Source organism: Pseudomonas sp. ENNP23 (assembly GCF_001728945.1).
In the GTDB taxonomy this organism is placed as follows: Bacteria; Pseudomonadota; Gammaproteobacteria; order Pseudomonadales; family Pseudomonadaceae; genus Metapseudomonas; species Metapseudomonas otitidis.
The window spans coordinates 39856-66304 of record NZ_LYSP01000034.1 but is presented as its reverse complement, the minus strand read 5'-3'; the positions used below and the strand labels follow the sequence as shown (position 1 = coordinate 66304).

At 66.7% G+C, this 26449-nt stretch carries 23 protein-coding genes; 8 read left to right on the top strand and 15 right to left on the bottom strand.

Translation table 11 applies throughout. From position 1 onward, the window contains the following. Positions 1-2: 2 nt before the first annotated feature. The 4 genes from A9G05_RS18855 to fadD2 form a co-directional block, all read right to left on the bottom strand. Positions 3-527, bottom strand: a complete 525-nt coding sequence (locus A9G05_RS18855) for a DUF3087 domain-containing protein (RefSeq protein ID WP_069562438.1) — start codon at positions 525-527, stop codon at positions 3-5. A gap of 15 nt (positions 528-542) precedes the next feature. Further along, positions 543-4442, bottom strand: coding sequence for an ATP-dependent RNA helicase HrpA (hrpA, locus tag A9G05_RS18850; RefSeq protein WP_069562425.1), 3900 nt, complete (start codon positions 4440-4442; stop codon positions 543-545). A 201-nt stretch (positions 4443-4643) separates the two neighbouring features. Then, the gene (fadD1, locus tag A9G05_RS18845; protein ID WP_069562424.1) at positions 4644-6329 is read right to left on the bottom strand and encodes a long-chain-fatty-acid--CoA ligase FadD1; all 1686 of its coding nucleotides are present in this window, start codon (positions 6327-6329) and stop codon (positions 4644-4646) included. Between the two features lie 290 nt (positions 6330-6619). Continuing rightward, positions 6620-8308, bottom strand: a complete 1689-nt coding sequence (fadD2, locus tag A9G05_RS18840; protein ID WP_069562423.1) for a long-chain-fatty-acid--CoA ligase FadD2 — start codon at positions 8306-8308, stop codon at positions 6620-6622. A 269-nt stretch (positions 8309-8577) separates the two neighbouring features. On the opposite strand from fadD2, the gene A9G05_RS18835 reads away from it, so the two are divergent. Together A9G05_RS18835 and A9G05_RS18830 are read left to right on the top strand one after the other, a co-directional pair. After that, a complete protein-coding gene (locus tag A9G05_RS18835) occupies positions 8578-9534 on the top strand; it encodes an alpha/beta hydrolase (RefSeq protein WP_069562422.1) in 957 nt (318 codons plus the stop codon). Then, positions 9531-10001 carry a MaoC family dehydratase gene (locus A9G05_RS18830; protein ID WP_044413444.1) on the top strand — a complete coding sequence of 157 codons (471 nt, stop codon included), beginning with the start codon at positions 9531-9533 and terminating at the stop codon, positions 9999-10001. The genes A9G05_RS18835 and A9G05_RS18830 overlap by 4 nt, the downstream gene beginning before the upstream one ends. A 66-nt stretch (positions 10002-10067) precedes the next feature. On the opposite strand, the gene A9G05_RS18825 is transcribed toward A9G05_RS18830, so the two are convergent. From A9G05_RS18825 to A9G05_RS18815, 3 genes are read right to left on the bottom strand one after another with little or no spacing between them, the layout of a single operon-like run. Beyond that, the gene (locus A9G05_RS18825) at positions 10068-10940 is read right to left on the bottom strand and encodes an HlyD family secretion protein (RefSeq protein WP_069562421.1); all 873 of its coding nucleotides are present in this window, start codon (positions 10938-10940) and stop codon (positions 10068-10070) included. Positions 10941-10951: 11 nt separating this feature from the next. Then, positions 10952-11158, bottom strand: a complete 207-nt coding sequence (locus A9G05_RS18820) for a DUF1656 domain-containing protein (protein WP_069562420.1) — start codon at positions 11156-11158, stop codon at positions 10952-10954. After that, on the bottom strand, positions 11145-13133 hold the full coding sequence (locus A9G05_RS18815; RefSeq protein ID WP_069562437.1) for an FUSC family protein: 1989 nt from the start codon (positions 13131-13133) through the stop codon (positions 11145-11147). Before A9G05_RS18815 ends, A9G05_RS18820 begins: the two co-directional genes overlap by 14 nt. A gap of 272 nt (positions 13134-13405) precedes the next feature. Here A9G05_RS18815 and ccoM point away from each other — a divergent pair, with 272 nt between their 5' ends. Next, positions 13406-13525, top strand: a complete 120-nt coding sequence (gene ccoM, locus A9G05_RS28325; RefSeq protein WP_044413434.1) for a cytochrome c oxidase subunit CcoM — start codon at positions 13406-13408, stop codon at positions 13523-13525. Positions 13526-13660: 135 nt separating this feature from the next. On the opposite strand, the gene A9G05_RS27700 is transcribed toward ccoM, so the two are convergent. From A9G05_RS27700 to A9G05_RS18805, 3 genes are read right to left on the bottom strand one after another with little or no spacing between them, the layout of a single operon-like run. Then, positions 13661-13819, bottom strand: coding sequence for a hypothetical protein (locus tag A9G05_RS27700; protein WP_164707288.1), 159 nt, complete (start codon positions 13817-13819; stop codon positions 13661-13663). Then, the gene (locus A9G05_RS18810; RefSeq protein ID WP_069562419.1) at positions 13816-14412 is read right to left on the bottom strand and encodes an alpha-ketoglutarate-dependent dioxygenase AlkB; all 597 of its coding nucleotides are present in this window, start codon (positions 14410-14412) and stop codon (positions 13816-13818) included. The genes A9G05_RS27700 and A9G05_RS18810 overlap by 4 nt, the downstream gene beginning before the upstream one ends. A gap of 44 nt (positions 14413-14456) precedes the next feature. After that, positions 14457-14753, bottom strand: coding sequence for an aspartate-semialdehyde dehydrogenase (locus tag A9G05_RS18805; protein WP_069562436.1), 297 nt, complete (start codon positions 14751-14753; stop codon positions 14457-14459). A 155-nt stretch (positions 14754-14908) separates the two neighbouring features. On the opposite strand from A9G05_RS18805, the gene rapA reads away from it, so the two are divergent. Next, on the top strand, positions 14909-17758 hold the full coding sequence (gene rapA, locus A9G05_RS18800; protein ID WP_069562418.1) for an RNA polymerase-associated protein RapA: 2850 nt from the start codon (positions 14909-14911) through the stop codon (positions 17756-17758). A 55-nt stretch (positions 17759-17813) separates the two neighbouring features. On the opposite strand, the gene A9G05_RS18795 is transcribed toward rapA, so the two are convergent. The 5 genes from A9G05_RS18795 to A9G05_RS18775 all read right to left on the bottom strand — a co-directional run bounded on the left by A9G05_RS18795 (position 17814) and on the right by A9G05_RS18775 (position 21957). Next, positions 17814-19142, bottom strand: coding sequence for an MFS transporter (locus tag A9G05_RS18795; RefSeq protein ID WP_069562417.1), 1329 nt, complete (start codon positions 19140-19142; stop codon positions 17814-17816). A gap of 250 nt (positions 19143-19392) precedes the next feature. Then, positions 19393-20172: a hydroxypyruvate isomerase family protein gene (locus tag A9G05_RS18790; RefSeq protein ID WP_069562416.1), complete on the bottom strand. Its 780-nt coding sequence runs from the start codon at positions 20170-20172 to the stop codon at positions 19393-19395. Beyond that, positions 20169-21053, bottom strand: a complete 885-nt coding sequence (locus tag A9G05_RS18785) for an NAD(P)-dependent oxidoreductase (protein ID WP_069562415.1) — start codon at positions 21051-21053, stop codon at positions 20169-20171. The genes A9G05_RS18790 and A9G05_RS18785 overlap by 4 nt, the downstream gene beginning before the upstream one ends. 149 nt (positions 21054-21202) lie before the next feature. Beyond that, positions 21203-21571: a DUF5064 family protein gene (locus A9G05_RS18780; protein WP_069562414.1), complete on the bottom strand. Its 369-nt coding sequence runs from the start codon at positions 21569-21571 to the stop codon at positions 21203-21205. Positions 21572-21639: 68 nt separating this feature from the next. Further along, positions 21640-21957: a DUF2288 domain-containing protein gene (locus A9G05_RS18775; protein ID WP_044413413.1), complete on the bottom strand. Its 318-nt coding sequence runs from the start codon at positions 21955-21957 to the stop codon at positions 21640-21642. Positions 21958-22266: 309 nt separating this feature from the next. Here A9G05_RS18775 and A9G05_RS18770 point away from each other — a divergent pair, with 309 nt between their 5' ends. From A9G05_RS18770 to livG, 4 genes are all read left to right on the top strand, one after another. Beyond that, entirely contained in the window at positions 22267-23385 is a 1119-nt protein-coding gene (locus A9G05_RS18770; protein WP_069562413.1) for a branched-chain amino acid ABC transporter substrate-binding protein, read from the top strand. A gap of 115 nt (positions 23386-23500) precedes the next feature. Then, entirely contained in the window at positions 23501-24424 is a 924-nt protein-coding gene (gene livH / locus A9G05_RS18765) for a high-affinity branched-chain amino acid ABC transporter permease LivH (RefSeq protein ID WP_069562412.1), read from the top strand. Next, positions 24421-25680, top strand: a complete 1260-nt coding sequence (locus tag A9G05_RS18760; RefSeq protein WP_069562411.1) for a high-affinity branched-chain amino acid ABC transporter permease LivM — start codon at positions 24421-24423, stop codon at positions 25678-25680. The genes livH and A9G05_RS18760 overlap by 4 nt, the downstream gene beginning before the upstream one ends. Continuing rightward, a complete protein-coding gene (gene livG, locus A9G05_RS18755; protein WP_069562410.1) occupies positions 25680-26447 on the top strand; it encodes a high-affinity branched-chain amino acid ABC transporter ATP-binding protein LivG in 768 nt (255 codons plus the stop codon). Before A9G05_RS18760 ends, livG begins: the two co-directional genes overlap by 1 nt. Positions 26448-26449: the final 2 nt, after the last annotated feature.

The window sequence follows — 26449 nt, the reverse complement described above, 5'->3', positions numbered from 1 at the left end:
GTTCAGCCGAAGCGCTTGACCGCATCCAGCCAGTCGCGCTCCAGGCGCGCCTGCTCCGGGTCGAGCCCCAGGGCCAGCATCGCCTCGCGGTGCGCATCGATCTCGCGGACCATCTGGCTGAGGTCGGAGGTGTTGCCGTCCAACTGGTGCATCTGGGTCACGCCCAGGTGATAGAAGCGCAGCAGCTTCATCGCCGCCGGGTCGTTCACGGCAACGCCGGCCTTGACCCGGTGCATCAGGTTGGTGACGCGCATCAGGCTGCGCTTGAGCCCCCAGCCATAGACCGCCGGCGCCATGAACGGGCGCGGCCAGAACTGCAGGCGCACCAGGGCCACCGTCACCGCCAGCCCGGCCAGCACGCCGGCCAGGTTCCAGCGGAAGTTGTCGCCACCGGGGGTGCCGAACAGCTGCACGCTGGCGGTGGCGAACAGCATGGCCAGGGCGATGAACAGCACGGCGATGCCGATGGCGATGCGCCGGGTCTTCTCGCGGTACAGCTCGGGGCTCATGGGGCGGATTTCGAACAGCACGTCACTCACGGATCAACCCTCCACCTGGGTCCACTGCTTGTTGAGACGCTTGTCGGAGACCGGCATCTTCGTCCCCAACTGCTGGGCGAAGAGGGACACGCGGTACTCCTCCAGCATCCAGCGGTACAGCACCAGCTCGGGGTCGCGCTTGCCTTCCTGGGCGTGCTTGGCCAGGCGTGCCTGGTACTGCTCCCAGTAGCCGGCCAGCTCGCCGGACCAGACGCGGTCGCGCTGCAGTTGGGCGCCGATCTTGTCGAAGCGCTGCTCGATGGCCTTGAGGTAGCGCGGCACTTCCTTCAGCCATTCGCCCGGGGTCTCGCGGACGAAACCGGGGTACACAAGGTTGCCCAACTGCGCCTTGATGTCGTTGAGCGCCACCGCCTGGGCCAGGTCGATGCGGCCCTTGAAGCGCTTCTGCAGGCCATGCCAGAGCTTGAGGATGTCCAGGGTCAGGCGGGCCAGGCGTTCGGCATGTTCGGCCCAGGCGCCGCGCTTCTTCTCTGCCAGCGAGGCCAGGGCGGCGCCATCGCGGGGCAGGTTGGCTTCGCCGTCGAGGATGCAGTTGTCGAGGCTGGCCAGGAGGATGTCCTCCACCAGCGCGTCGACCCGGCCCATGTCGCGGTACAGCAGGCCCAGTTCGGTGAGGCCCGGCAGCTTGCCGCGCAGGTACTTGGCCGGCTCGTCCAGTTGTTGCAGCAGCAGGCGCTGCAGGGCGCGGCGGTGCTGCCAGTCGGCCTCGGCCTGGGTGGGGAAGCGGCTTTCCTTGACGCTGCCGCCCTCCTCCACCAGCGCCGGGTAGACGGTCATGGACAGGCCGGCAACCTTCTGCTGGGTCTTCTCCGCCACCTGGGCGAAGCCCTTGGCTTCCACCGGGCGCTGCTCGCCCTGCTTCTGCGGGATGGCCAGGGCGGCCTGGCTGGCCTCGGCGAAGCGCGCGGTCAGCTCGGCCAGGTCGCGGCCTTCGCCGAGGAACTTGCCGCGCGCGTCCACCACTTCGATGTTCATCTTCAGGTGGTGCTCCAGCAGGCCGGCGGCTTCCGCCCAGGCCTCCTCGGGCACGCGGGCGCCGGTCATGCGCTGCAGTTCGCGGCCCAGCGCCTCGGGCAGCGAGCCCTGGGCGAAGGCCAGCTTGGCCAGCGCGGCCTTCACGAAATCCGGCACCGGCACGAAGTTCTTGCGGATGGCCTTGGGCAGGTTGCGCACCAGGGCCACGCACTTGGCTTCCAGCAGGCCGGGCACCAGCCAGTCGAGGCGCTCGGCAGGCAGTTGCGGCAGCAGGGGCGCGGGCACCCGCAGGGTCACGCCGTCACGCGGGTGGCCGGGTTCGAAGTGGTAGTCCAGCGGCAGTTGCAGCTCGCCGATGCGCAGGGTGTCCGGGTACTGCGCGGCGGTGACTTCGCTGGCTTCGCGGGCCAGCACGTCCTCCTCGCGCATGATCAGCAGCTCGGGGTTCTTCGCCCGCTCGCGCTCGTACCACTTCTCGAAGCTGGCGGTCTGGTAGAGGTCCTCGGGCAGGCGCGCGGCGTAGTAGCCGAAGAGGGTTTCCTCGTCGGCGAGGATGTCGCGGCGGCGGGCCTTGGCCTCCAGCTCGTCGAGCCGTTCCAGCAACTGGCGGTTGGCGGCCAGGCACTTGGCGCGGCTGTGGATCTCACCGCGCACCAGGCCCTCGCGGATGAACAGCTCGCGGGCCACCGGCGGGTCGATGGGGCCGTAGTGCACCGGGCGGCGACCGACCACGATCAGCCCGTAGAGGGTGACCTGCTCGTAGGCCACGACCTGGCCACGGCGCTTCTCCCAGTGCGGCTCCAGGTGGTTCTTCTTCACCAGGTGGCCGGCCAGGGGTTCCAGCCAGTCGGGGTCGATCTTGGCGACCATGCGCGCGAACAGCTTGGTGGTTTCCACCAGCTCGGCGGCCATGATCCACTGCGGGCGCTTCTTGGCGATCACGGTGGAGGGGTGGATCCAGAAACGCCGCTGGCGGGCGCCGAGGTAGTCGCCGTCCTCGCTCTTCTGGCCGATCTGGCTGAGCAGGCCGGAGAGCAGCGCCTTGTGCACGCGCGGGTAGTCCGCCGGCTCCTTGTTGAGGGTCAGCTTGAGCTCGCGGCAGATCAGCGTCAGTTGGCGGTGGGCGTCGCGCCACTCGCGCAGGCGCATGTAGTTGAGGAAGTTCTTGCGGCACCAGGTGCGCAGGGCGTTGGAGCCCAGCGCCTGGCGCTGCTCCTCGAAGCCGCGCCAGAGGTTGACCAGCGCGGCGAAGTCGGAGTCGGCGTCCTTCCACTGTGCGTGGGCCTGGTCGGCGGCCTGCTGGCGATCCATCGGCCGTTCGCGCGGGTCCTGCACCGAGAGCGCGCTGGTGATCAGCAGCACCTCGTCGAGGCTGCCCTGGTGGGCAGCCTCCAGCAGCATGCGGCCCAGGCGCGGGTCCACCGGCAGGCGTGCCAACTGGCGGCCCAGGGGCGTGAGCTGGCCCTCGCGGTTCACTGCCGAGAGCTCCTGCAGCAGGGTGAAGCCGTCGCTCACCGCCTTGCCGTCCGGCGGCTCGATGAAGGGGAAGTCGGCGATGTCGCCCAGGCGCAGGTGGAGCATCTGCAGGATCACCGCCGCCAGGTTGGTGCGCAGGATCTCCGGGTCGGTGAATTCGGGGCGGCCGAGGAAGTCCTCCTCGCTGTACAGGCGCACGCAGATACCCGGCTCCACGCGGCCGCAACGGCCCTTGCGCTGGTTGGCGCTGGCCTGGGACACGGCTTCGATGGGCAGGCGCTGCACCTTGGCGCGGTAGCTGTAGCGGCTGATGCGCGCGGTGCCGCTGTCGATCACGTAGCGGATGCCGGGCACCGTCAGCGAGGTTTCGGCGACGTTGGTGGCGAGCACGATCTTGCGGCCCGGCATGGGCGCGAAGATCTTCTGCTGCTCGGCCGGGGTCAGCCGTGCATAGAGCGGCAGCACCTCGGTGTGGCGCAGGTTGGCCTTGCGCAGCACCTCGGCGGCGTCGCGGATCTCGCGCTCGCCGGGGAGGAACACCAGCACGTCGCCCGGGCGCTTGCCTTCGGCGCGCTCGTGGTCGGCGATCTCGTCCAGGGCGCGGAGGATGCCCTGGTCCACCGACAGGTCGTCGAACAGCGGCTCGCCGTTCTCGTCCACCTCGGCGGCCAGGGGCCGGTACCAGGTGTCCACCGGGTAGGTGCGGCCGGAAACTTCGACGATGGGCGCATCGCCGAAGTGCTTGGAAAAGCGCTCCAGGTCGATGGTCGCCGAGGTGATGATGAGTTTCAGGTCCGGGCGACGCGGCAGCAGGGTCTTCAGGTAGCCCAGGAGGAAGTCGATGTTCAGGCTGCGCTCGTGGGCCTCGTCGACGATGATCGTGTCGTAGCGCTCGAGCAGGCGGTCGTGCTGGGTCTCGGCCAGCAGGATGCCGTCGGTCATCAGCTTGATCAGGCTGCGCTCGTTGGACTGGTCCTCGAAGCGCACCTGGTAGCCCACCAGTTCGCCCAGGGGCGTGCCGATCTCCTCGGCCACGCGGGTCGCCACGCTGCGCGCGGCCAGCCGGCGCGGCTGGGTGTGGCCGATCAGGCCATGGGTGCCGCGGCCGATCTCCAGGCAGATCTTCGGCAACTGGGTGGTCTTGCCCGAGCCGGTCTCGCCGGCGATCACCAGCACCTGGTGCTTCTCCAGCGCAGCCTTGATCTCGTCGCGCTTGGCGGCGATGGGCAGGGCGTCGTCGTAGCGCATGGGCGGCACACTGCTGCGGCGCGCCTCAACCTTGGCGCAGGACGCCTGGAAGCGCTCCAGCCACTGGGCGAGCTTCGCCTCGTCCGGCTTCTTGTGCAGCTCGTGGAGCTGGCGGCGCAGGCGATGGCGGTCGGCGATCAGGGCGTGGTCGAGGTTCTTGTGCAGGGAGGCGATGTCGGTCATCAGGCGCTGGGCAATCGTGGCAAAGGCGCGATTGTCGCAGATTCCGCCCCCGCACCGCATCGGGGCACCGATGCCTTGGCTGAGCGGGTTGCAGCGGGATTCGTCCCCGGGCTGAGCCCCAGGGCCACCGGCGTCTGCGCCATGGGGCGCACAGAAAAGAGCGAGCCCCGCAGGTGCGGGGCTCGTTCATGCCGGGACGGATCAGCCCTTGAGCTTCTTCAGTTCCTGGTCACGCAGTTCACGGCGCAGGATCTTGCCGACGTTGGTGGTCGGCAGGCTGTCGCGGAACTCGACGGAGCGCGGGACCTTGTAGCCGGTGAGGTTGGCGCGCATGTGCTGCATCACCTCGTCCTTGGTCAGGCTGGCGCCCGGCTTGACCACCACGAAAACCTTGATCGCCTCGCCGGACTTCTCGTCCGGGACGCCGATGGCGGCGCATTGCAGGACGCCCGGCAGGGTGGCGAGCACGTCTTCCAGCTCGTTGGGGTACACGTTGAAGCCGGAGACCAGGATCATGTCCTTCTTGCGGTCGACGATGCGCATGTAACCGTCTTCCTGGATCAGGCCGATGTCGCCGGTCTTCAGCCAGCCGTCCGCCGAGAGGATCTCGTCGGTGGCGTCCTGGCGCTGCCAGTAGCCCTTCATCACCTGCGGGCCCTTGACGCACAGTTCGCCGATGGCACCGATGGCGAGGTCGTTGCCCTCGTCGTCCACCACCTTGCACTGGGTCGAGGGGACCGGGATGCCGATGGTGCCGATCTGGATGCTCTGGAACGGGTTCACCGACACCACGGGGCTGGTCTCAGTCATGCCGAAGCCTTCGCAGATGGCGCAGCCGGTGACCTCTTTCCAGCGCTCGGCCGCAGCCAGTTGCAGGGCCATGCCGCCGGACAGGGTGAGCTTGAGGGCGGAGAAGTCCAGCTTGCGGAAGTCCTCGTTGTTGCACAGGGCAACGAACAGGGTGTTGAGGCCGACGAAGCCGGTGAACTTCCAGTTGCCCAGCTCCCTGACCATCGCCGGCAGGTCGCGCGGGTTGCTGATCAGGATGTTGTGGTTGCCGGTCAGCATCATCGCCATGCAATGGAAGGTGAAGGCGTAGATGTGATAGAGCGGCAGCGGGGTGATGAGCACCTCGCACCCTTCATTGAGGTTGGCGCCCATCAGCGCCTTGCACTGCAGCATGTTGGCGATGAGGTTGCGATGGGTGAGCATCGCGCCCTTGGCCACGCCGGTGGTGCCGCCGGTGTACTGCAGCACGGCAACGTCGTTGGCGGCCGGCGAGGCTTCGCGCACGGCCTTGCCCTGGCCCTTGGCCAGTGCGTGGTTGAGCTTGACGGCCTGGGGCAGGTGGAAGGCCGGCACCATCTTCTTCACGTACTTGATGACGCTGTTGACCAGCAGGCGCTTGAGCGGCGGCAGCAGGTCACCCACTTCGGTCACCACTACGTGACGGATGCCGGTCTTGGGCAGCACGCTCTCGGCCAGGTGGGCCATGTTGGCCAGGCACACCAGGGCCTTGGCGCCGGAGTCGTTGAACTGGTGCTCCATCTCCCGCGCGGTGTACAGCGGGTTGGTGTTCACCACCACCAGGCCGGCGCGCAGGGCGCCGAAGACCACGACGGGGTACTGCAGGACGTTGGGCAGTTGCACGGCGATACGGTCGCCGGGCTGCAGGTCGGTGTGGTTCTGCAGGTAGGCGGCGAAGGCACCGGAGAGTGCGTAAAGCTCACCGTAGGTGAGGGTCTTGCCCAGGTTGCTGAATGCGGGCTTGTCGGCAAAGCGTTGGCAGGACTCTTTCAATACCGCCTGAATGTTGGGGTAAGCGTCGGCATTGATTTCCGCAGGAACGCCTGCTGGATACTTGTCCGTCCAGAAGTTATCGGTCATGGAAAGCCCACTCCTGAGCAACAGCTGATCTTCACTGCACGAGGCAGTTGTTTTTTGTGGTCTGTGCGGTTTCAGGCCCTTCCCAGGGCGAAAAGCGCGCCGAGATTATCAGCTTTGAAAAAAGGCGACCAGAGCCAAATAGACCCTTTCCAGTCAACAAAATGACCAAACAAAACCAATCAGTCACCTTTAGAGCAAACCACCTAACCGGCGTAGAAAGCGCGTTCCAGGGCGGTTTGTGAACCCTCGCACACTGCCGGGCGACAGGTGCGAGGGCCGGAGGGGGTGGATCAGGCGATGTCGCGCAGCTCGCGACGGAGGATCTTGCCAACGGGCGTCATGGGCAGGGCGTCCTTGAGGACGATGTGCTTGGGCACCTTGTAGCCGGTGAAATTCTCCTTGCAGTAGGCCTTCAGCTCCTCGACGGAAACGCCGCCCTCGCGGGGGACGACGAACAGCTTCACCGCCTCGCCGGACTTCTCGTCGGGCACGCCGATGGCCGCGCAACTGGCCACCTTCGGGTGAGCCATGACCACGTCCTCGATCTCGTTGGGGTAGACGTTGAACCCGGAGACGATGATCAGGTCCTTCTTGCGGTCGACGATGCGCACATAGCCATCCGGGTCGATCACGGCAATGTCGCCGGTCTTCAGCCAACCCTCGGCGTCCAGCACCTCGACGGTGGCTTCGGGCCGGTTCCAGTAGCCCTTCATCACCTGCGGGCCCTGGATGCACAGCTCGCCGCGCTCGCCCAGGGGCAGTTCGTTGCCGTCGTCGTCGATCACCTTGAAGGCGGTACCGGGCACCGGGATGCCGACGGTGCCCAGGCGGGCCAGGGCACCGTAGGGGTTGGCGCTGGCCACCGGGGAGGTTTCGGTGAGGCCGTAGCCCTCCACCACGGTGCAGCCGGTGACAGCCTGCCAGCGCTCGGCGGTGGCCTTGACCAGGGCGGTGCCGCCGGAGTTGGTGACCTTGAGGTTGGAGAAGTCCAGGTCCTTGAAATCGGGGTTGTCCATCAACGCGACGAACAGGGTGTTGAGGCCCAGCAGCGCGGAGAAGCGCCACTTCTTCAGCTCCTTGACGAAGCCGGGGATGTCGCGAGGGTTGGTGATCAGCACGTTGAGGTTGCCGTTGACCATCATGCACATGCAGTTCGCGGTGAAGGCATAGATGTGGTAGAGCGGCAGCGGCGCGATCATGATCTCCTGGCCCTGCTTCATCAGCGGCTGGCCATCCGGCCCCAACTGCGAGAGGCAGGCGTTGACCTGCTGCATGTTGGCCACCAGGTTGCCATGGGTGAGCATCGCGCCCTTGGCCACGCCGGTGGTGCCACCGGTGTACTGCAGCACGGCGAGGTCGTCCAGGCTGACACTGACCGGCTTGAGGGCGTGTCCCCTTCCCTGGCGCAGGGCGTCCTTGAAGGACACGGCCTGGGGCAGGTGGTAGTCCGGCACCATCTTCTTGACCTTCTTCACCACGGTGTTGACCAGCCAGCCCTTGAGGCTGGGCAGCATGTCACCCATGCGGGCTTCGATCAGGTGCTCGATCTCGGTGTCGGGCAGCACTTCCTGCACCAGCTTGCCGAACAGGTTGATGTACACCAGGGCCCGCACGCCGGCGTCCTTGAACTGATGGCGCATCTCGCGGGCGGTGTAGAGGGGGTTGGTGTTGACCACCACCAGGCCGGCACGCAGGGCGCCGAACACGGCGATGGGGTACTGCAGGACGTTGGGCATCTGCACGGCGATGCGGTCGCCGGGCTTGAGGTCCGTGTGCTTCTGCAGGTAGGCGGCGAAAGCGGCGGAAAGGCGGTCCAGCTCGGCGTAGGTCAGGGTCACGCCCAGGTTGTGGAAGGCCGGGCGGTCGGCGAATTTCTTGCAGGAACGCTCGAACACCTCGACCACGGAACGGTAGGCCGCCAGGTCGATCTGGTCCGGTACGCCGGCAGGGCGTTTGTCGCTCCAGAAATCAGGTTGCATTGTTGTTGTCCTCATTTGCCCTGAGTGTGTCTGGCCCGCGCTGCGGGGCTGCCCGGAAAGTAGCAGGTCCGCCCGCAAGCGCAAATACGCGAAGCGCTCTCATTGATCCTGTGAATCTCGCCGCAACAACCCGTGCCTGAGCGGCTGAACAAAGGCTGTCGAAACGGTCTGCGCAGGACCGAACGGTCACGCATCGCTGCCCCTTTGCGCCGCCCCGGCCCCCGTGCACAATGCGCCGATCACTCCACTCCCCGCCAAAAGGATTGGCCATGCACCACGACGCTTTCTGGCTCACCGCCAGTGATGCTGCCCCGCTCTACGTGAACCGCTGGAGCGGCGAGGAGCCACCCCGGGCGGTGGTGATGATCGCCCACGGCATGGCCGAACACAGCGGCCGCTACGCGCGGCTGGCAGCGGCGCTGGTGGCAGCGGGGATCGAGGTCTACGCCCACGACCAGCGCGGCCACGGTCGCACCGCCCAGCACGGCATCCTCGGCCTGTATGCCGAGCATGACGGCTGGAACAAGGTGATCGCCGACCTCGCGGCCCTCAACCACCACATCCGCCAGCAGCACCCGCAGGTGCCGATCATCCTGCTCGGCCACAGCATGGGCAGCTACATCGCCCAGGGTTACCTGATGAGCCACAGCTGCAGCCTGCAGGGCGCCATCCTTTCCGGCTCCAACTACCAGCCGGTGGGGCTGTACCGCGCGGCCGCCGTGGTGGCGCGGCTGGAACGCTGGCGCCAGGGCCCGAACGGGCGCAGCGCGCTGATCGAGTTCCTCTCCTTCGGTTCGTTCAACAAGGCCTTCAAGCCCAACCGCACGCCCTTCGACTGGCTCAGCCGCGACCCGGACGAGGTGGACAAGTACGTCAACGACAGCCTCTGCGGCTTCCGCTGCACCAACCAGTTGTGGCTCGACCTGCTTGGCGGGCTTCAGAACATCACGCCCATCGACCACCTGGCGCAGATCGACCCGGACCTGCCCCTGCTGGTGATCGGCGGCGCGTGCGACCCGGTCAGCGATGGCAAGCGCCTGGAGGACCTGGCCAATGCCCTGCGCTCGGCCGGTGTACGCGACGTGCAACTGAGGATCTACCCCGACGCCCGCCATGAGTTGTTCAACGAGACCAACCGTGACGAGGTGACGAATCATCTGCTCGACTGGCTGGGGCACGCCCTCGCCCACGGTCGGGCCTGCCAACCGAACAAGGAGACGCCATGAGCCAGGTAACCAACTTCACCTACGACGCCCTGGAAGTCGGCCAGAAGGCCAGCTATGCGAAGCAGGTGGAGGAGCGTGACATCCAGTTGTTCGCCGCCCTGTCCGGCGACCGCAACCCGGTGCACCTGGATGCCGAGTACGCGGCCGGCACGCTGTTCAAGGAGCGCATCGCCCACGGCATGTTCAGCGGCGCCCTGATCAGCGCGGCCATCGCCTGCGAGCTGCCCGGGCCGGGCACCATCTACCTGGGCCAGCAACTGAAGTTCACCCGCCCGGTGAAGCTGGGCGACAGCCTGACCGTGGAACTGGAGATCCTCGAGAAGCTGCCGAAGAACCGCGTGCGCATCGCCACCCGCGTGTTCAACCAGAACGCCGAACAGGTGGTGGACGGCGAGGCCGAGGTACTGGCGCCCAAGCAATCGCTCGCCATCGAGCTGCCGGAGCTGCCGCCGATCACCATCGGCTGAACACCGCAGCCCAGATGAAAGAAGCCCGGCAGTCGCCGGGCTTTTTCGTTCCGGGGGAGCTTTCGGCTAGTCCTGCACCTGCGGCTGATCCCCGACCGTGACACTGGCAGTCATCCCCGCACTGAGCTGGATGTCCTCCGGCACCGGGTCGAGCCTGATCCGCACCGGGATGCGCTGTGCCAGGCGCACCCAGTTGAAGGTCGGTTCGACGTTGGCGAGCAATTGGCCGTCCGGGCTGGCGTTGCGGTCGGTGATGCCGCGGCTGACGCTTTCCACGGTGCCCTTGAGCGGCTGGCCGGCGCTCATCAGCCAGATGTCCACCGGCGCGCCGACACGAATGCCGGGCAGCTTGGTCTCCTCGAAGTACGCCTGCACATAGAAGGACCGGTCGTCCACCAAAGCCATCACCGGCTGCCCGGCGCTGGCGTAGTTGCCCTGGGCCAGGCGCAGGTTGGTGACCTGGCCGCTGCGCGGCGCACGGACTTCACTGCGTGCCAGGTTCAACTCGGCGACTTTCACGTCGGCCTGGGCCTGGCGGTATTCGCCCCTAGCAATGTCGGCGTTGATCTGGGCGTTCTCCCGCAGTTCCGCACTGATGGCCTGGGGGCCGAGGCTGGCGCGGCGTGAGGCCTCGTGCTCACGCAGGCGCAGTTGCTGCTGGCGGGTCTCGGCGACGGCCCGGGCCTTTTCCAGGGCCGCCTCGTAGCGGTCGCGGTCGATGGTCATCAGCAGGTCGCCGGCCTTCACCTGCTGGTTGTCGCGGACCTTCAGGTCCACCACCCAGCCGGATACGTCCGGTGCTATCACCACCACGTCGGCGCGGATGCGCGCGTCCCGCGTCCAGGGCGCGAGCATGTAGTGCTGCCAGAGGCTGTAGCCCCCCACAACGGCGGCGGCGACCAGCGCCAGGGTGACAACGACACGCAAGGTGGAGCCCATGGTTTTCTCCTTCACCAGTGCCCGAAGACGGCGACCAGCACCGACAGCACACAGACATAGAGGGCGGTATCGAACAGCGCCTCGTGCCAGATCCAGCGCGCCAGGCCCAGCCGCTGCAGCACCAGGCGCAGTACGCCGGTCACCAGCAGCGCCGCCAGGGCGTAGATCAGCAGCGGGCTGAGCAATACGCCGCCCAGTGACCATTCACGCAAGCCCATGGCTCGCCTCCTGTTGTTCACACCACTGCCGCCAGCTTTGCCGCAACTGCAGCAAGGCCGCCAGGGCCAGCCGCCGGTCGATGCTGTTGCCGGCCTCGCGCAGGGCCTGGATCAGTTGTTCGGACGGCACGTCCATCGCATCCGCCCGCTCCGGCGCCGGCCCCTGCTCCAGCAATGGCCCGATCCGTGAGAGAAAGCGCGCCTCGGAGGCGCCGAGGGAGCGCTCCCCCGCCGCCAGGCAACGGCGCAGGTGCAATAGCTCATCGCCTATGTCGAGGCTGGTGATGCCATCGTCCCAACGGTTGCGGGACTGGCTGGGCAGCGCCGGGTAGTGGCGGGCCAGTTGCAGCAGGCGGTCGGCCATGCGCCCACCGAACCAGTTCTCCGCCCCCGCCAGGGTGCGGTGGGTGAGCCGGCCCAGGTCGCTGAAGGTGGCCCGCAGCAGCCGCCGCCCATGCCAGCCGGGGTGAGTCAGCACGATGAGGCGGAACACCAGCACGGCGAAACCGACCCCCAGCAGGATGGACAGGGCTTCGTTGAGGAACACTGCAACGTCGAAGTGCATGGTGTTCTGCGGCGCGCACAGCACGATGAAGTGCAGGCAGAACGAAGTGGCTGTGCCGCTCAGGGCCGGCCGTGCCATGCCCAGGGTGCCGAAGAACAGCGGCACGCCGAGGGCCATGCAGAGCAGCGGGAAGCCGCTGAACTGGGGCAGTACCACCTGGCCGATGAAGAAGGCCACCGGCAGCGCATAAAGGATGCCGCGCAGGAACATCAGGCCGATCTGCGCGGCGTTCTCGCGGCTGGCAAAGAGGCTGCAGACCACGCAGGTGAGGGTCAGCGCGCCGATGGAGAAAGTCCAGGCGGTGGCCATCCAGAAGGTCGCCAGCCCGAGGAAGGCCAGCCCGCTGCGGGAGCCATAGAGCAAGGCCGTGGGCAGGTCGTGGTGCCAGGACAGGGGCGCCGAACTGTCCTCGCTGGAAGCGCCACGCTCCACGGTCTCCAGCGCTGCGGCGGCGGCAAGCACCTGGCGGAGGGTGACCGCCAGGCGGCCCAGGCAGTATTGCTGCACCACGCTCAGCCCGGGGGATTCGGCCGCCTCCAGCAGGCCCTGCCCCAGGGCTTCGAGGCGGGCCGGATCGGGTGACTCCAGCGCCTGTCGCACGGCATCCAGCCAGGGGGCCAGGCGCTCGGCCTCGTCGCTCGACAGTTGCCGCCACTGGCGCGCCACCCCGCGTGCCAGGCGCAGCACACTGAGCAGGTCGCGGCTGAGCACCCGCAAGGCAGCGGCGCGGCGCCGTCCGCGAGCGCCCTCGAACCAGGCGTGCTCGCGCTGGGCGTCCACGGCCACCAGGCGCCCCAGGACGCCCAGCAGCCCCTGGCGCTCGTAGGGCGCGCCGTCCAGGGCCGAGTGGGCCGCACGGATGCCGCTCTCCCAGGCCTCGGTGGCCTGGCGCACCAGTTGGCGCTCCACACGCTGCGGCCAGATCAGCGCGCTGGTGGCGGTGGCACAGAGGATGCCGAGGCAGATTTCGGTGCAGCGGGCCACGGCCTGGTCGAAGACGTTGAGCGGGTGGGCGATGGCCGGCAGGCCGATGATGGCCACCGTGTAACCGGCCAGGACGAAGGCGTATGACCAGGCACTGCGCAGCAGGGTGGAGGCCGCCGTACACAGCGCCAGCCAGGCGGCGAGGACAAAGAGGAACAGCCAGGGCGTCTGGGCGAACAGCGCCATGATCACCACCGCCATGGTGGTTCCTACCAGGGTGCCGAGCAGCCGCGCCAGGCCCTTCTGCACCACCATCCCGGACAGCGGCTGGGCCACGATGAAGGCCGTCATCAGCGCCCATTGCGGCTGCTCCAGGCCGAAGCGCAGCGCACACCAGAGCGCCAGGCCACCCCCGAGCAGTGTCTTGATGGCGAACTGCAGGGCCGGGAGGTCGGGGGCGAGGAAGGCCTTCAAGGTTTCACGCACGTCGAAAACCTTGGAAGAGTCGCGGCAAGCATAGGCGGCCTTCAGCCTGCATGGCACCGCTGTGGATTCGTCTGACCATCTCCCCTCCTTCCCTGTCGAACAGCTCTGAATCGCGCCATCCGGCGTAGGCCCCCTGGAAAATTGACCTGGATCAGTTCCCCGCAGACCTTGTGGGGCGGGGCCCGCAGCTATTGATCCAGATCAATTTCGGCACCCTGGCCCGGGTCTACCTTTGACCCATCGAAACAAGACGCCAGACGCAGGAGGCCCTTATGTTCGTCGATGTTGTGGTTCTAGCCGGTATCGGCACTGTTGGCCTGATGCTCGCCTTCTTCGGTGGCGTCGGATACTTCATCTGGAAGGACTCTCACAAGCGTGACAAGAAAGCGTGAGTTGAGTTCTCCAGGTACACAGGCACGCAAGGCACCTCGGGCGACTTCGGTCGCCCTTTTTTTCGTCCGTCGAAAATAGCCCGGCACCGGGCGACACTCTGACCGCAGCCCATGACGGGCCGTTCAGGTTGGCGTTCAGCGCTTCTTCGGTTTGCTGCGGTTCTTCTTCGCCTTGCCCAGCGGCAATGCTTTTTCGAACGCCTGGCGCATGTCCACCAGCCGTTTCTCGTGCAGGTCATGGATGCGCTTGTCGCGCTCGGCGCCGAAATCGATCAGCTTGTCGTCATTGCTCATGGGCGGATCCAGCGGAAGGTGAGGTTGAGGCGAGGCTGGCAGGTGGCTCGGGTCTTGGCCACCTGATGCTGCCAATGATGCTGCGTCGGACCGCTCATGACCAGCAGCGAACCGTGCGCAAGTTCCAGCGAATGCTCGATGCGCCCGCTGCCCTTGCGGCGCAGGTCGAAACGCCGGGTGCCGCCGAGGCTCACCGAGGCCACGGTGGGATCGGGCCCCAGCTCCGGCTCGTCGTCGCTGTGCCAACCCATGGAGTCCTGGCCGTCACGGTAGAGGTTCAGCAGCACGCCGTTGAATGGTTGCCCCACCTCCGCCTGCACGCGCTGGCGGATCGTCGCCAGCAGGGGCGTCCAGGCCAGCGGGCGGTGCACCAGCCCGGAATAGCGGTAGCTCGCTTCGGGGTCGCCGTACCAGGCCACCTGCCGAGGCACTCGGTACTCCTGGCCGTGCAAGTGTACGACCGGTTGCTCCCAGGGCGTTTCCGCCAGCAGCCCGGCCAGCCACTCGTCAGCTTCTTCCACTGCCAGCCACTGGCGCTCGTGGCGCAGGCAGGCGTTCGGCAGTTCAAGGGGCAGGTCGTCGAACAGGCTCATGGAATGACCGGTTGTGCAAAGGGGGCACAGATTCTGTCACGAGGTCAGACCTCGACGTCCACCCAGAGCCCCTGCCGCGGGAGGGTGTCGATCACCTCCTCGTCCGCCGGCTTCACCTCGCCCTCGGCCAGTTGCTCGGGGGTATACCCCCGGCGCTGACGGCGGCGCTGCTCCTCGCGGAGCATCTCCTCGGCCTCCTGGGGGTGACGGCGGTCCAGACCCACTTCGCTCTCGTGCTGGCTTTCCTGGGCCGGCGTCACGGGAGGAATATCGGGGCGCGGTTTGACCACGTCCTGCTGGGCGGTCACGGGAACCAGGCTGTGGGGGATCGGCGGCAACATGGTCAGACCCTCTGTCATTCAACCTGTCGGCAACACAGGCCGCACCTTTAGCGGCCTCGCTACACTATCTACCGCAAACGGGAACGCAAGTTCCGTCGCTCTTGGCCACGCGTTCCGCTAAACTAGCCGGCTTTTTTGCATGGCGGGAGACACGCATGGCGCAGCAGTACGAACCGGGGCAACGCTGGATCAGTGACAGCGAGGCAGAACTGGGCCTCGGAACCATCCTGACATCCGACGGGCGGCTGCTCACCGTGCTCTACCCGGCGACCGGCGAAACGCGCCAATATGCCCTGCGCAACGCCCCGCTGACCCGCGTGCGCTTCGCCCCGGGTGACGAGATCACCCACTTCGAGGGCTGGAAGCTCACCGTGCAGGAGGTCGACGACGTCGACGGCCTGCTGGTCTACCACGGCATCACTGCCCAGAACGAAGCCCGCACCCTGCCGGAAACCCAACTGTCCAACTTCATCCAGTTCCGTCTGGCCAGCGACCGTCTGTTCGCCGGGCAGATCGACCCGCTGAACTGGTTCAGCCTGCGCTACCACACCCTGCAGCACCAGAGTCGCCTGCTGCAATCCTCGCTGTGGGGCCTGTCCGGCGCCCGCGCCCAGCCCATCGCCCACCAGTTGCACATCGCCCGCGAAGTGGCCGACCGCATCGCGCCCCGCGTCCTGCTGGCCGACGAAGTGGGCCTGGGCAAGACCATCGAGGCCGGCCTGGTGATCCACCGCCAACTGCTCTCCGGTCGCGCCAGCCGGGTGCTGATCCTGGTACCGGAAAACCTCCAGCACCAGTGGCTGGTGGAGATGCGCCGCCGCTTCAACCTGCAGGTCGCGCTGTTCGACGCCGAGCGTTTCGCCGAGAGCGATGCCAGCAACCCCTTCGAGGACACCCAGCTCGCCCTGGTGTCCCTGGAATGGCTGAAGGACAGCGAGCGCGCCCAGGATGCCGCCTTCGCCGCCGGCTGGGACCTGCTGGTAGTGGACGAAGCCCACCACCTGGTCTGGCACCCCGAGCACGCCAGCGACGAGTACCGCCTGGTGGAGCAGTTGGCCGAAGTCATCCCCGGCGTCCTGCTGCTGACCGCGACCCCCGAGCAACTGGGCCAGGAAAGCCACTTCGCGCGCCTGCGCCTGCTGGACCGCAACCGCTTCCATGACCTGGAAGCCTTCCGTGCCGAAAGCGCCCACTACCGCCCCATCGCCGAAGCGGTGCAGGAGCTGCTGGACGAGGGCCGCCTGTCTGCCGAAGCCCGGGCCACCATCGCCAACTTCCTCGGCAGCGAAGGCGAGACCCTGCTGGCCGCCGTCGCCGAGGGTGACAGCGACGCCTCCGCACGCCTGGTGCGCGAACTGCTGGACCGCCACGGCACCGGTCGCCTGCTGTTCCGCAACACCCGCGCCGCCGTCCAGGGCTTCCCCGAGCGCCAGCTGCACCCCTACCCGCTGCCCAACCCCAGCGAGTACATGGAGCTGCCGGTGGGCGACCACCCGGACCTGTACCCCGAGGTCAGCTTCCAGGCTCAGCAGGGCGAGGTCGACGAGAGCGAACGCTGGTGGCGCTTCGACCCCCGTGTCGAGTGGCTGATCGACACCCTGAAGATGCTGAAGAAGTTCAAGGTGCTGGTGATCTGCGCCCATGCCGAGACCGCCCTCGACCTGGAAGACGCCCTGCGCGTGCGCTCCGGCATCCCCGCCACCGTGTTCCACGAAGGCATGAGCATCCTCGAGCGCGACCGCGCCGCGGCCTATTTCGCCGACGAGGAATTCGGTGCCCAGGTGCTGATCTGCTCCGAGATCGGCTCCGAAGGCCGCAACTTCCAGTTCGCCCACCACCTGGTGCTGTTCGACCTGCCGGCCCACCCGGACCTGCTGGAGCAGCGCATCGGCCGCCTCGACCGCATCGGCCAGAAGCACACCATCCAGCTGCACGTGCCCTACCTGGAGAACAGCCCCCAGGAGCGCCTGTTCCAGTGGTACGATCGCGCGCTGAACGCCTTCCTCGCCACCTGCCCCACCGGCAACGCCCTGCAGCACCAGTTCGGCCCGCGCCTGCTGCCGCTGCTGGAAGACGCCGACGAAGACACCTGGGGTGCGCTGCTGAGCGAAGCCGAAGCGGAGCGCAAGCGCCTGGAAAGCGAGATGCATTCCGGCCGCGACCGCCTGCTGGAACTCAATTCCAATGGCGGCGGCGAAGGCCGCGCGCTGGTCGAGGCCATCCTCGAGCAGGACGACGAATTCGCCCTGCCGATCTACATGGAGTCCCTGCTCGACGCCTTCGGCGTCGACAGCGAGGACCACTCCGAGAACGCCCTGGTGCTCAAGCCCGGCGAGAAGATGCTCGACGCCGGCTTCCCCCTGGGCGACGACGAAGGCGTGACCATCACCTACGACCGCAACCAGGCCCTGTCCCGCGAGGACATGCAGTTCCTCACCTGGGAGCACCCCATGGTCCAGGGCGGCATGGACCTGGTGCTGTCCGGTTCCATGGGCAACACCGCCGTCGCGCTGATCAAGAACAAGGCCCTCAAGCCCGGCACCGTGCTGCTGGAGCTGCTCTACGTGAGCGAGGTGGTGGCGCCGCGCAGCCTGCAGTTGAGCCGCTTCCTGCCGCCGGCCGCGCTGCGCTGCCTGCTGGATGCCAACGGCAACGACCTGGCTTCCAAGGTGGCCTTCGACACCCTCAACGATCAGTTGGAAAGCGTGCCGCGCGGCAGTGCCAACAAGTTCGTCCAGGCCCAGCGCGACGTGCTCGCGGCGCAGATCCAGGTCGCCGAGGCCAAGATCCGCCCGCGCCACGAAGCCCGTGTGGCCGAGGCCACCAAGCGCCTCGCGGCCGAACTGGAAGAAGAACTGGCACGCCTGGAAGCGCTCAAGGCGGTCAACCCCAGCGTCCGCGACAGCGAGATCGAGGCCCTGCGCCGCCAGCGCGAAGAGGGTCTGGCGCTGATGGAGAAGGCCGCGCTGCGTCTGGAGTCCATCCGGGTACTGGTCGCCGGCTAAGCACCACCCGCCCACGAAAAAGCGCGCCTCGGCGCGCTTTTTCGTGGCAGCGGTATCAGGCCTGTGCCGCCGGCTGCTGCCCCTCGCGCATGTGCCGGGCGTCCCGCCCGAAGCAGCGCGCCGCCTGGAACAGCGCCAGGGTGGTCAGCCCCAGGGCCACCGGGATCAGGTACATGGCATCGTGCAGGCCCACGGCCTTGAAGGCCTCGGTCATCTCGCTGGCACCGGCCGCGTACATCGCCGCATGGGCGAAGTGGTCCGACAACAGCCCCACCACCACCGGCCCCAGGCCACCACCCAGCAGGTAGAGACCGGCGAAGAACAGCGCCATGGCCGTGGCCCGCAGGCGCGGCTCCACCACGTCCTGGATGGCGGTGTAGACGCAGGTGTAGAAGGTGTAGGCGAACAGCCAGCCGATGCTGAACACGCCCACGAACACCGCCACGTCGATGCGCCCGGAGACCAGCGCGAAGCCGGTGGCCAGGGTCGCCACCAGCAGGCTGCCGGTGGCCAGCAGCAGGCGGCCGCGCTCGGACTTCTCATGGGCCTTGTCCGCCAGCCAGCCGCCCAGAGTCAGCCCCACCAACCCGGTAAGACCGACGATGATGCCTGTGGCGACAGCAGCGCCCTGCAGGGACATCAGGAAGTAGCGCTGCAGCATCGGCACCATGAACGAGTTGCAGGCATAGGTGGCGAAGTTGAAGGCCAGCCCCGCCAGGGTCAGCCACCAGAAGGTGCGGATCGACAGCACCCGGCGCAGCGGGCGGTCCAGCGGCGTCTGGTCCTGGGTACGGTTGTCGGCGGCGCCGCGCTGCGGCTCCTTGATGAAGAACATGAACACCGCGAGGATCAGCCCCGGAATCGCCGCGATGACGAAGGGCGCCCGCCAACTGTCGAAGGCCTGCACCATGGCGCCGATGGTGAAGAAGGCCAGCAGCAGCCCCAGCGGCAGGCCGAGCATGAACAGGCCCATGGCGCGGGCGCGCTTGTTCGGCGGGAACAGGTCGCCGATCAGCGAGTTGGCAGCCGGGGCGTAGCTGGCCTCGCCGATGCCCACGCCCATGCGGATCAGCAGGAAGCTCCAGAAATTCCACGCCAGGGCGTTCACCGCCGTCAGCCCGCTCCACACCGCCAGGCCCCAGCCCATGATCTTCTTCCGCGAGCCGGTGTCGGCCATACGCCCCAGCGGCAGGCCGGCCACGGCGTAGACCAGGGTAAAGGCGGTGCCGATCAGCCCCAACTGGAAGTCACTCAGGCTCCACTCGTGGCGCACCGGTTCGATGATGATCGCCGGGATGGTGCGATCGAAGAAGTTGAACAGATTGGCCAGGAACAACAGGAACAGCACGCGCCAGGCATTGGCCGCTTGCGGGGAAGGCTGCATGGGTCGGTCTCTTTGTTGTTGGTGACCCGACAGACCGCCTGCCAGGCTTGTAAGGGCGAATCTAGAGGCTCGCCTTCCGGCTGTCTGCGAACATTCGCGCTGGTTATGGCAAACGATGGCGCCCTCCCCGACCAGGAGGTTGCGAGTTCATCCAGGGCTACCGCCCCCGATGGCTGGCGGACCTGCGTCCGATGCTGGAGGAATGGGGCGAGAGGCCGGCCCGCCGCTTCGCTGAGGCCGGCCCATAGGGTCACGCCGCCTTGAAGCGCGGCAACCAGGCAAGGCCGTCGCGGGTCGGCCCGCCGGGGCGATACTCGGCGCCCAGCCAGCCGGCGTAACTCACCTCGGCCAGAGCGGCGAGGGCCGGGGCGAAATCCAGCTCACCGCTACCGGGGGCGCCGCGCCCGGGGTGGTCGGCGAACTGCACGTGACCGATGGCGTTGCCCAGCAGGCGGATCGCCGCCACCGGGTCCAGTTGCTGGCGGGCCAGGTGATAGAGGTCGAGCTGGGCGGCAAAGTTGGGGCTTTCCACCGAGCGAACCAGGTCCAGCAACTGCTCGGGGGTGTTGATGAGGAAGCCCGGCATGTCGAACGGGTTGATCGCCTCGGCCAGCACCTGGATGCCCAGCGGGTGGAAGGTATCGGCGGCCTTGCGCAGGTTGGCCACCAGCGTGGCCAGCGCCTCGGGACGCGACACGCCATTGGCCAGGCGCCCGGGCAGTACGTTGATGCACTGCGGCTGCACCAGCGCAGCGTAGGTGTAGGCATGGCGCAGAGCGGCGTCGAAGGCATCCTGCTGGGCCGGCACGGCGGCCAGCCCGGCGCCGCCCTGCATCAGGTCGCCAGCAGGCAGGTTGATGAGCACCAGCGGCAGGCCGGCCTGGTCCAGAGCGACCTTCAATTCGCCGGCGGGCAGCTCATAGGGGAACTGGATCTCCACGCCCTCGAACCCCGCTTCGGCAGCGGCGCCGATGCGCTCGATCAGGGGTAGCTCGGTGAACAGCAGCGTCAGGTTGGCGGAAACCTTCATGGATGCTCCTCTCGGTAGAGTTCGATCAGGGTCGCGGGGTCACGCTCCAGGTTGCCCTGGCTGCCATGCAGGCGCATAAGCTGCGCGGCGAGCCCGCTCATGGGCGTGGCGCTGCCCTCCTCGCGGGACAGGCGGGTGGCGGTGTCCAGATCCTTGAGCAAGGTACGGACATGCCATTTGACCGGCTCGAAGCAACTTTCAGCCATCTGCGGCGCCAGGATCTGCAGGGGCCGCGAGTCGGCGAAGCCGCCGGCCAGTGCCGGCGCCAGCAGGCTGGCATCGACCCCGGCCTTTTCCGCCAGGGCCACCACCTCGGCAATCACCAGGGCATTGCAGGCGACGATCATCTGGTTGCAGACCTTGGTCACCTGGCCGGCACCGACCTCACCCATGCGCGTCAGGCGCTGCCCCAGGTGCGCGAGCACGGGGCGCACCCGTTCCACATCCTCCTCGCGACCGCCAGCCATGATCGCCAGGGTGCCGGCCTCAGCACCCGGGGTGCCACCGGAAACCGGTGCATCGATCCAGTGCACGCCGGTGCGTCGCTCCAGTTCGGCGGCCATCTCGCGGGTCGCCGCCGGTTCGAGGCTGGAGAAGTCCACCAGCACCTGCCCGGCCCGGGCGCCTTCCACCACGCCGCCCGGCCCGAACACCACCTCACGCACCACGGCCGTGTCGGCCAGGCAGAGCATGAGGATGTCGGCCTCGGCACACAGCTCGGCCGGGGTCTCGGCACGGCGTGCACCGAGTTCCAGCAGGGGGGTGCATTTGGCGGGAGTCCGGTTCCAGACCGTGAGGGGGAAGCCGGCGGCCAGCAGGCGACGGGTCATCGGCAGGCCCATGAGGCCGATGCCGGCGAAGGCGATGCGGGGTAGCGACATGCTGAGCTCCAGTCGGACGGAAGCGCCTATCTTAACCGGCTGCCCAGGCCGTGCACCGCCCCGGAAATCGGTGTGTCACCCAGCAGGAAAAATGCACCCGAAGGGTGCGAAAGGTAACGGTACGCACCAGGAGTGCGCACCGATCCGGGTCAGAGACCGTCCTTCTGCAGATGGTCAAGATCCACCGGCTCACCCGGTTCCGCCCCCAGCTTCTGACGGATGTCCTCGAACATCGCATCGAACTCCTGATGGTTGTGCACGATCGGTCCGACGCTCGTATGCAGCCCGTGCTTGTTGGCAATGCGGGTGGCGACGCTGGCGAAGTTGAAGGCAGTGTCCCGGTGCAGCTCGAAGGTTTCCTCGAAGCTAACGCCATTGATCACACCCACCATGCGGAAGTGCAGCATGGTGCCTTCCTCCGCATCACGCCGGACCTCGTAGTAGAGGTCGATGGAGAACTCCGGCTGGTTGGGCAGCCCGGGAATGCTGGCACGGTGCAGATGACCGGGTTCGAACATGGCGAAGCTCCTTGAGTGACGAACAGGGTGGGGAGAGTCTAGACGGCCTTTTTCGCCTGGCCGCAGCGTCAGTGGCGGGCTGGAGCCTCCAGGCGTTCCTGCACCAGTACCCAGGGCGCCACCACCACGGCCCAGAGGGTGGGATCACGCTCCAGCAGGTCACGTGCCCGCGCCTCTTCCACGCGCTCCAGCTTGCCGGCCTGCAGCAGCGCCGCAACCTGGGGCTTGTCGTCTTCGGCCACCGCCAGGGCAACGCCGACCAGGTCCTCCTGGCCCTCGACCCAGAGCAGTTGCCCACGGGCGAAGAAGGGCTGCAACTCCTCCCAGGTGATGGCGGCGGTTTCGCCAAGCAGCTTGGCATAGAGGGTGCTTGAGGATTCGTTCATGGCTTGCTCTGAGTGGGAAAGTAACGGTTGCAGGGCGGGCAATGATAACCAACGCCTGCCGTCTTGTTCACAAGTCCAGCCAGACGCTTCCTGCGCCTTTCAGGGCACGCCGTATTTCTATACGTTTGTTGCGATTAGGCGACATAGGAACATTCCGCCCCCTTCTGTCGGCTTTTCAAGCCGCAAATCGGCACTCTACACTGTACCGGTACAGTTGCCGGAGGACTCGGCGGGGTGACAAAAAGGACCCTGTCCTCTGCTTCCAGGCAACCAGGACAACAACAACGATAAACATACGAGTGGAGCACTATGAACAAGGCTACCAAGCAGCTTTCCAAACTGTTCGCCGCCATGGCCCTCGCCGGTGCCGCCAGCTACTCTGTAGCGGCCGACACCATCAAGATCGCCCTGGCTGGCCCGGTGACCGGTGCGGTCGCCCAGTACGGTGAAATGCAGTTCATCGGCGCCAAGATGGCGATCGAGCAGATCAACAAGGCCGGCGGGGTGAACGGCGCTCAACTCGAAGGCGTGGTCTACGACGACGCGTGCGATCCGAAGCAAGCCGTCGCCGTAGCCAACAAGATCGTCAACGATGGTGTGAAGTACGTCGTTGGCCACCTGTGCTCCAGCTCCACCCAGCCCGCGTCCGACATCTACGAGGACGAAGGCATCCTGATGATCACCGCGGCCTCCACCAGCCCCGAGATCACTGCCCGTGGCTACCAACTGGTGTTCCGCACCATCGGCCTGGACAGCCTGCAAGGCCCGACCGCCGGCAACTTCATCGCTGACCACATCAAGCCGAAGAACGTCGCCGTCATCCACGACAAGCAGCAGTACGGCGAAGGCATCGCCACGGCCGTGAAGCAGACCCTGGAAGCCAAGGGCGGCAAGGTCGTCCTGTTCGAAGGCATCAACGCCGGCGACAAGGACTTCTCCGCCCTGATCGCCAAGCTGAAGCAGGCCAACGTCGACTTCGTCTACTACGGCGGCTACCACCCCGAGCTGGGCCTGCTGCTGCGCCAGGCTTCCGAGAAAGGCCTGAGCGCCCGCTTCATGGGGCCGGAAGGCGTCGGCAACAAGGAAATCTCCGCCATCGCCGGCCCGGCTTCCGAAGGCATGCTGGTGACCCTGCCGAAGTCCTTCGACCAGGACCCGAAGAACCAGGCCCTGGTAGAAGCCTTCAAGGCCAAGAACGAAGACCCCACCGGTCCGTTCGTGTTCCCGGCCTACGCCGCCGTGCAAGTCATTGCCGAAGGCATCAAGAAGGCTGGCGACGACACCGCCAAGGTGGCTGAAGCCCTGCGCTCCAACTCTTTCGAAACCCCGACCGGCACCCTCTCCTTCGACAAGAAGGGCGATCTGAAGGACTTCAGCTTCGTGGTGTACGAGTGGCACAAGGACGGCACCAAGACCGAAGCCAAATAAGCTTCCCGCCTTAGCCCAGAGCCCACTGCGAGAGCAGTGGGCTTTGTTTATCCGAGTTTTACGGGCTCCGCTGCGCCACAAGCGCCGCTTTACGTGATGCCCGAGGAGTTGGGGAATGCCTGATCTCTATCACTACCTGCAACAGCTGGTTAACGGCCTGACCGTTGGCAGCACCTATGCCCTGATCGCCATCGGCTACACCATGGTCTACGGCATCATCGGCATGATCAACTTCGCCCACGGCGAGGTTTACATGATCGGCTCGTACGTAGCCTTCATCGCCATCGCCGGGCTCACCATGCTCGGTCTCGACAGCCTGCCTCTCCTGATGGTGGCGGCCTTCAGCGCCAGCATCATCGTCGCCAGCGCTTACGGCTACAGCATCGAACGGGTCGCCTACCGGCCGCTGCGCGGCAGCAACCGCCTGATCCCGCTGATCTCCGCCATCGGCATGTCGATCTTCCTGCAGAACGAAGTCCTGCTCGCCCAGGACTCCAAGGACAAGGCGATTCCGAACCTGCTGCCGGGCAACTTCGTGTTCGGCGAAAGCACCATGAACGGGGTCACCATCTCGTACATGCAGGTGCTGATCTTCGTCGTCACCTTCCTGGTCATGTTCGGCCTCACCCAGTTCATCTCCCGTTCCCGTCTGGGCCGCGCCTGCCGCGCCTGTGCCGAGGACATCAGGATGGCCAACCTGCTGGGGATCAACACCAACAACATCATCGCCCTCACCTTCGTCATCGGCGCCACCCTGGCCGCCATCGCCGCGGTGCTGCTGGGGATGCAGTACGGCGTGATCAACCCGCACCTGGGCTTCCTTGCCGGCATCAAGGCCTTCACCGCTGCGGTACTCGGCGGCATCGGCAGCATCCCCGGTGCCATGCTTGGCGGCCTGGTGCTTGGCGTGGCCGAAGCCTTCGGCGCCGACCTGTTCGGTGACCAGTACAAGGATGTGGTGTCCTTCAGCCTGCTGGTCCTGGTCCTCCTGTTCCGCCCCACCGGCATCCTGGGTCGCCCGGAGGTGGAGAAGGTATGAACACCGCCAAGAACCTCAAGACCGCCTTCTTCAGCGCCCTGCTGGTCATCGCGGTCGCCTACCCGGTCCTGGGCCTGAAGCTCACCACCGTCGGCATCAGCCTGCAGGTGCAGGGCGCAAGCCCCGCCGTGCTCTGGACCATCGCCGGTTGCGCCATCGCCATGTTCTTCTGGCAACTGTTCCGCACCCGCCTGATGGGCGTCTGGGACAACGCACCGAAGCTGCCGAAGCTTTCCACCAAGGCGAGCAACTTCCTCACCCTGCCCTCCACCCAGCGCTGGATCATCCTCGGCCTGATCGTGGTCGCCCTCGCCTGGCCGTTCTTCGGCTCGCGCGGTGCGGTGGACATCGCCACGCTGATCCTGATCTACGTGATGCTCGGCCTCGGCCTGAACATCGTGGTCGGCCTGGCCGGCCTGCTCGACCTGGGCTACGTCGGCTTCTACGCCGTGGGCGCCTACAGTTATGCGCTGCTGTCGCACTACTACGGCCTGGGCTTCTGGGTGTGCCTGCCGATCGCCGGCATGATGGCTGCGCTGTTCGGCTTCCTGCTGGGCTTCCCGGTGCTGCGCCTGCGCGGTGACTACCTGGCCATCGTGACCCTCGGCTTCGGCGAGATCATCCGCATCCTGCTGCGCAACCTCACCGAGATCACCGGCGGCCCCAACGGCATCAGCAACATCGAGAAGCCGAGCCTGTTCGGCCTCACCTTCGAGCGTCGCGCGGCCGAGGGCATGCAGACCTTCCACGAATACTTCGGCATCGCCTACAACTCGGTGAACAAGGTGGTGTTCCTCTACCTGATCGCCCTGCTGCTGGTGCTGCTGACCCTGTTCGTGATCAACCGCCTGTTGCGCATGCCCATCGGTCGCGCCTGGGAAGCGCTGCGCGAAGACGAGATCGCCTGCCGCGCGCTGGGGATGAACCCCACCGTGATCAAACTCTCGGCCTTTACCCTGGGCGCCTGCTTCGCCGGTTTCGCCGGCAGCTTCTTCGCCGCCCGCCAGGGCCTGGTGACCCCTGAATCCTTCACCTTCATCGAGTCGGCGATCATCCTCGCCATCGTCGTGCTCGGCGGCATGGGCTCGCAGCTGGGGATCATCCTCGCAGCGGTGGTGATGATCCTGCTGCCGGAGCTCGCCCGTGAATTCAACGAGTACCGCATGTTGATGTTCGGCGCCCTGATGGTGCTGATGATGATCTGGCGTCCGCAGGGCCTGTTGCCCATGCAACGCCCACACCTGGAGCTGAAGTGATGAGCCGCCCGATCCTGGAAGTAAGCGGCCTTTCCATGCGTTTCGGCGGCCTCCTGGCCGTCAATGGCGTGGCACTGTCCGTTCAAGAAAAGCAGGTGGTCTCGATGATCGGCCCCAACGGCGCCGGCAAGACCACCGTGTTCAACTGCCTGACCGGCTTCTACCAGCCCACTGGCGGCAGCATCCGCCTCGACGGTGAGCAGATCGAAGGCCTGCCGGGCCACAAGATCGCCCGCAAGGGCGTGGTGCGTACCTTCCAGAACGTCCGCCTGTTCAAGGAAATGACCGCTGTCGAGAACCTGCTGGTCGCCCAGCATCGTCATCTCAACACCAATTTCCTCGCCGGCCTGTTCAAGACCCCGGGCTTTCGCAAGAGCGAGCGCGAGGCCATGGACTACGCCGCGCACTGGCTGGAGCAGGTCAACCTCACCGACGTCGCCAACCGCCCCGCCGGCACCCTCGCCTACGGCCAGCAGCGCCGGCTGGAGATCGCCCGCTGCATGATGACGCGCCCGCGCGTCCTCATGCTCGACGAGCCCGCCGCCGGCCTGAACCCGCGCGAGACCGAGGACCTCAAGGCCCTGATCGCCCTGCTGCGCAACGAGTACAACGTCACTGTGCTGCTGATCGAGCACGACATGCATCTGGTCATGAGCATTTCCGACCATATCTACGTGATCAATCAGGGCACCCCCCTGGCCGACGGTACGCCGGAGCAGATCCGCAGCAACCCGGATGTGATCAAAGCCTATCTGGGGGAGGCCTGAGC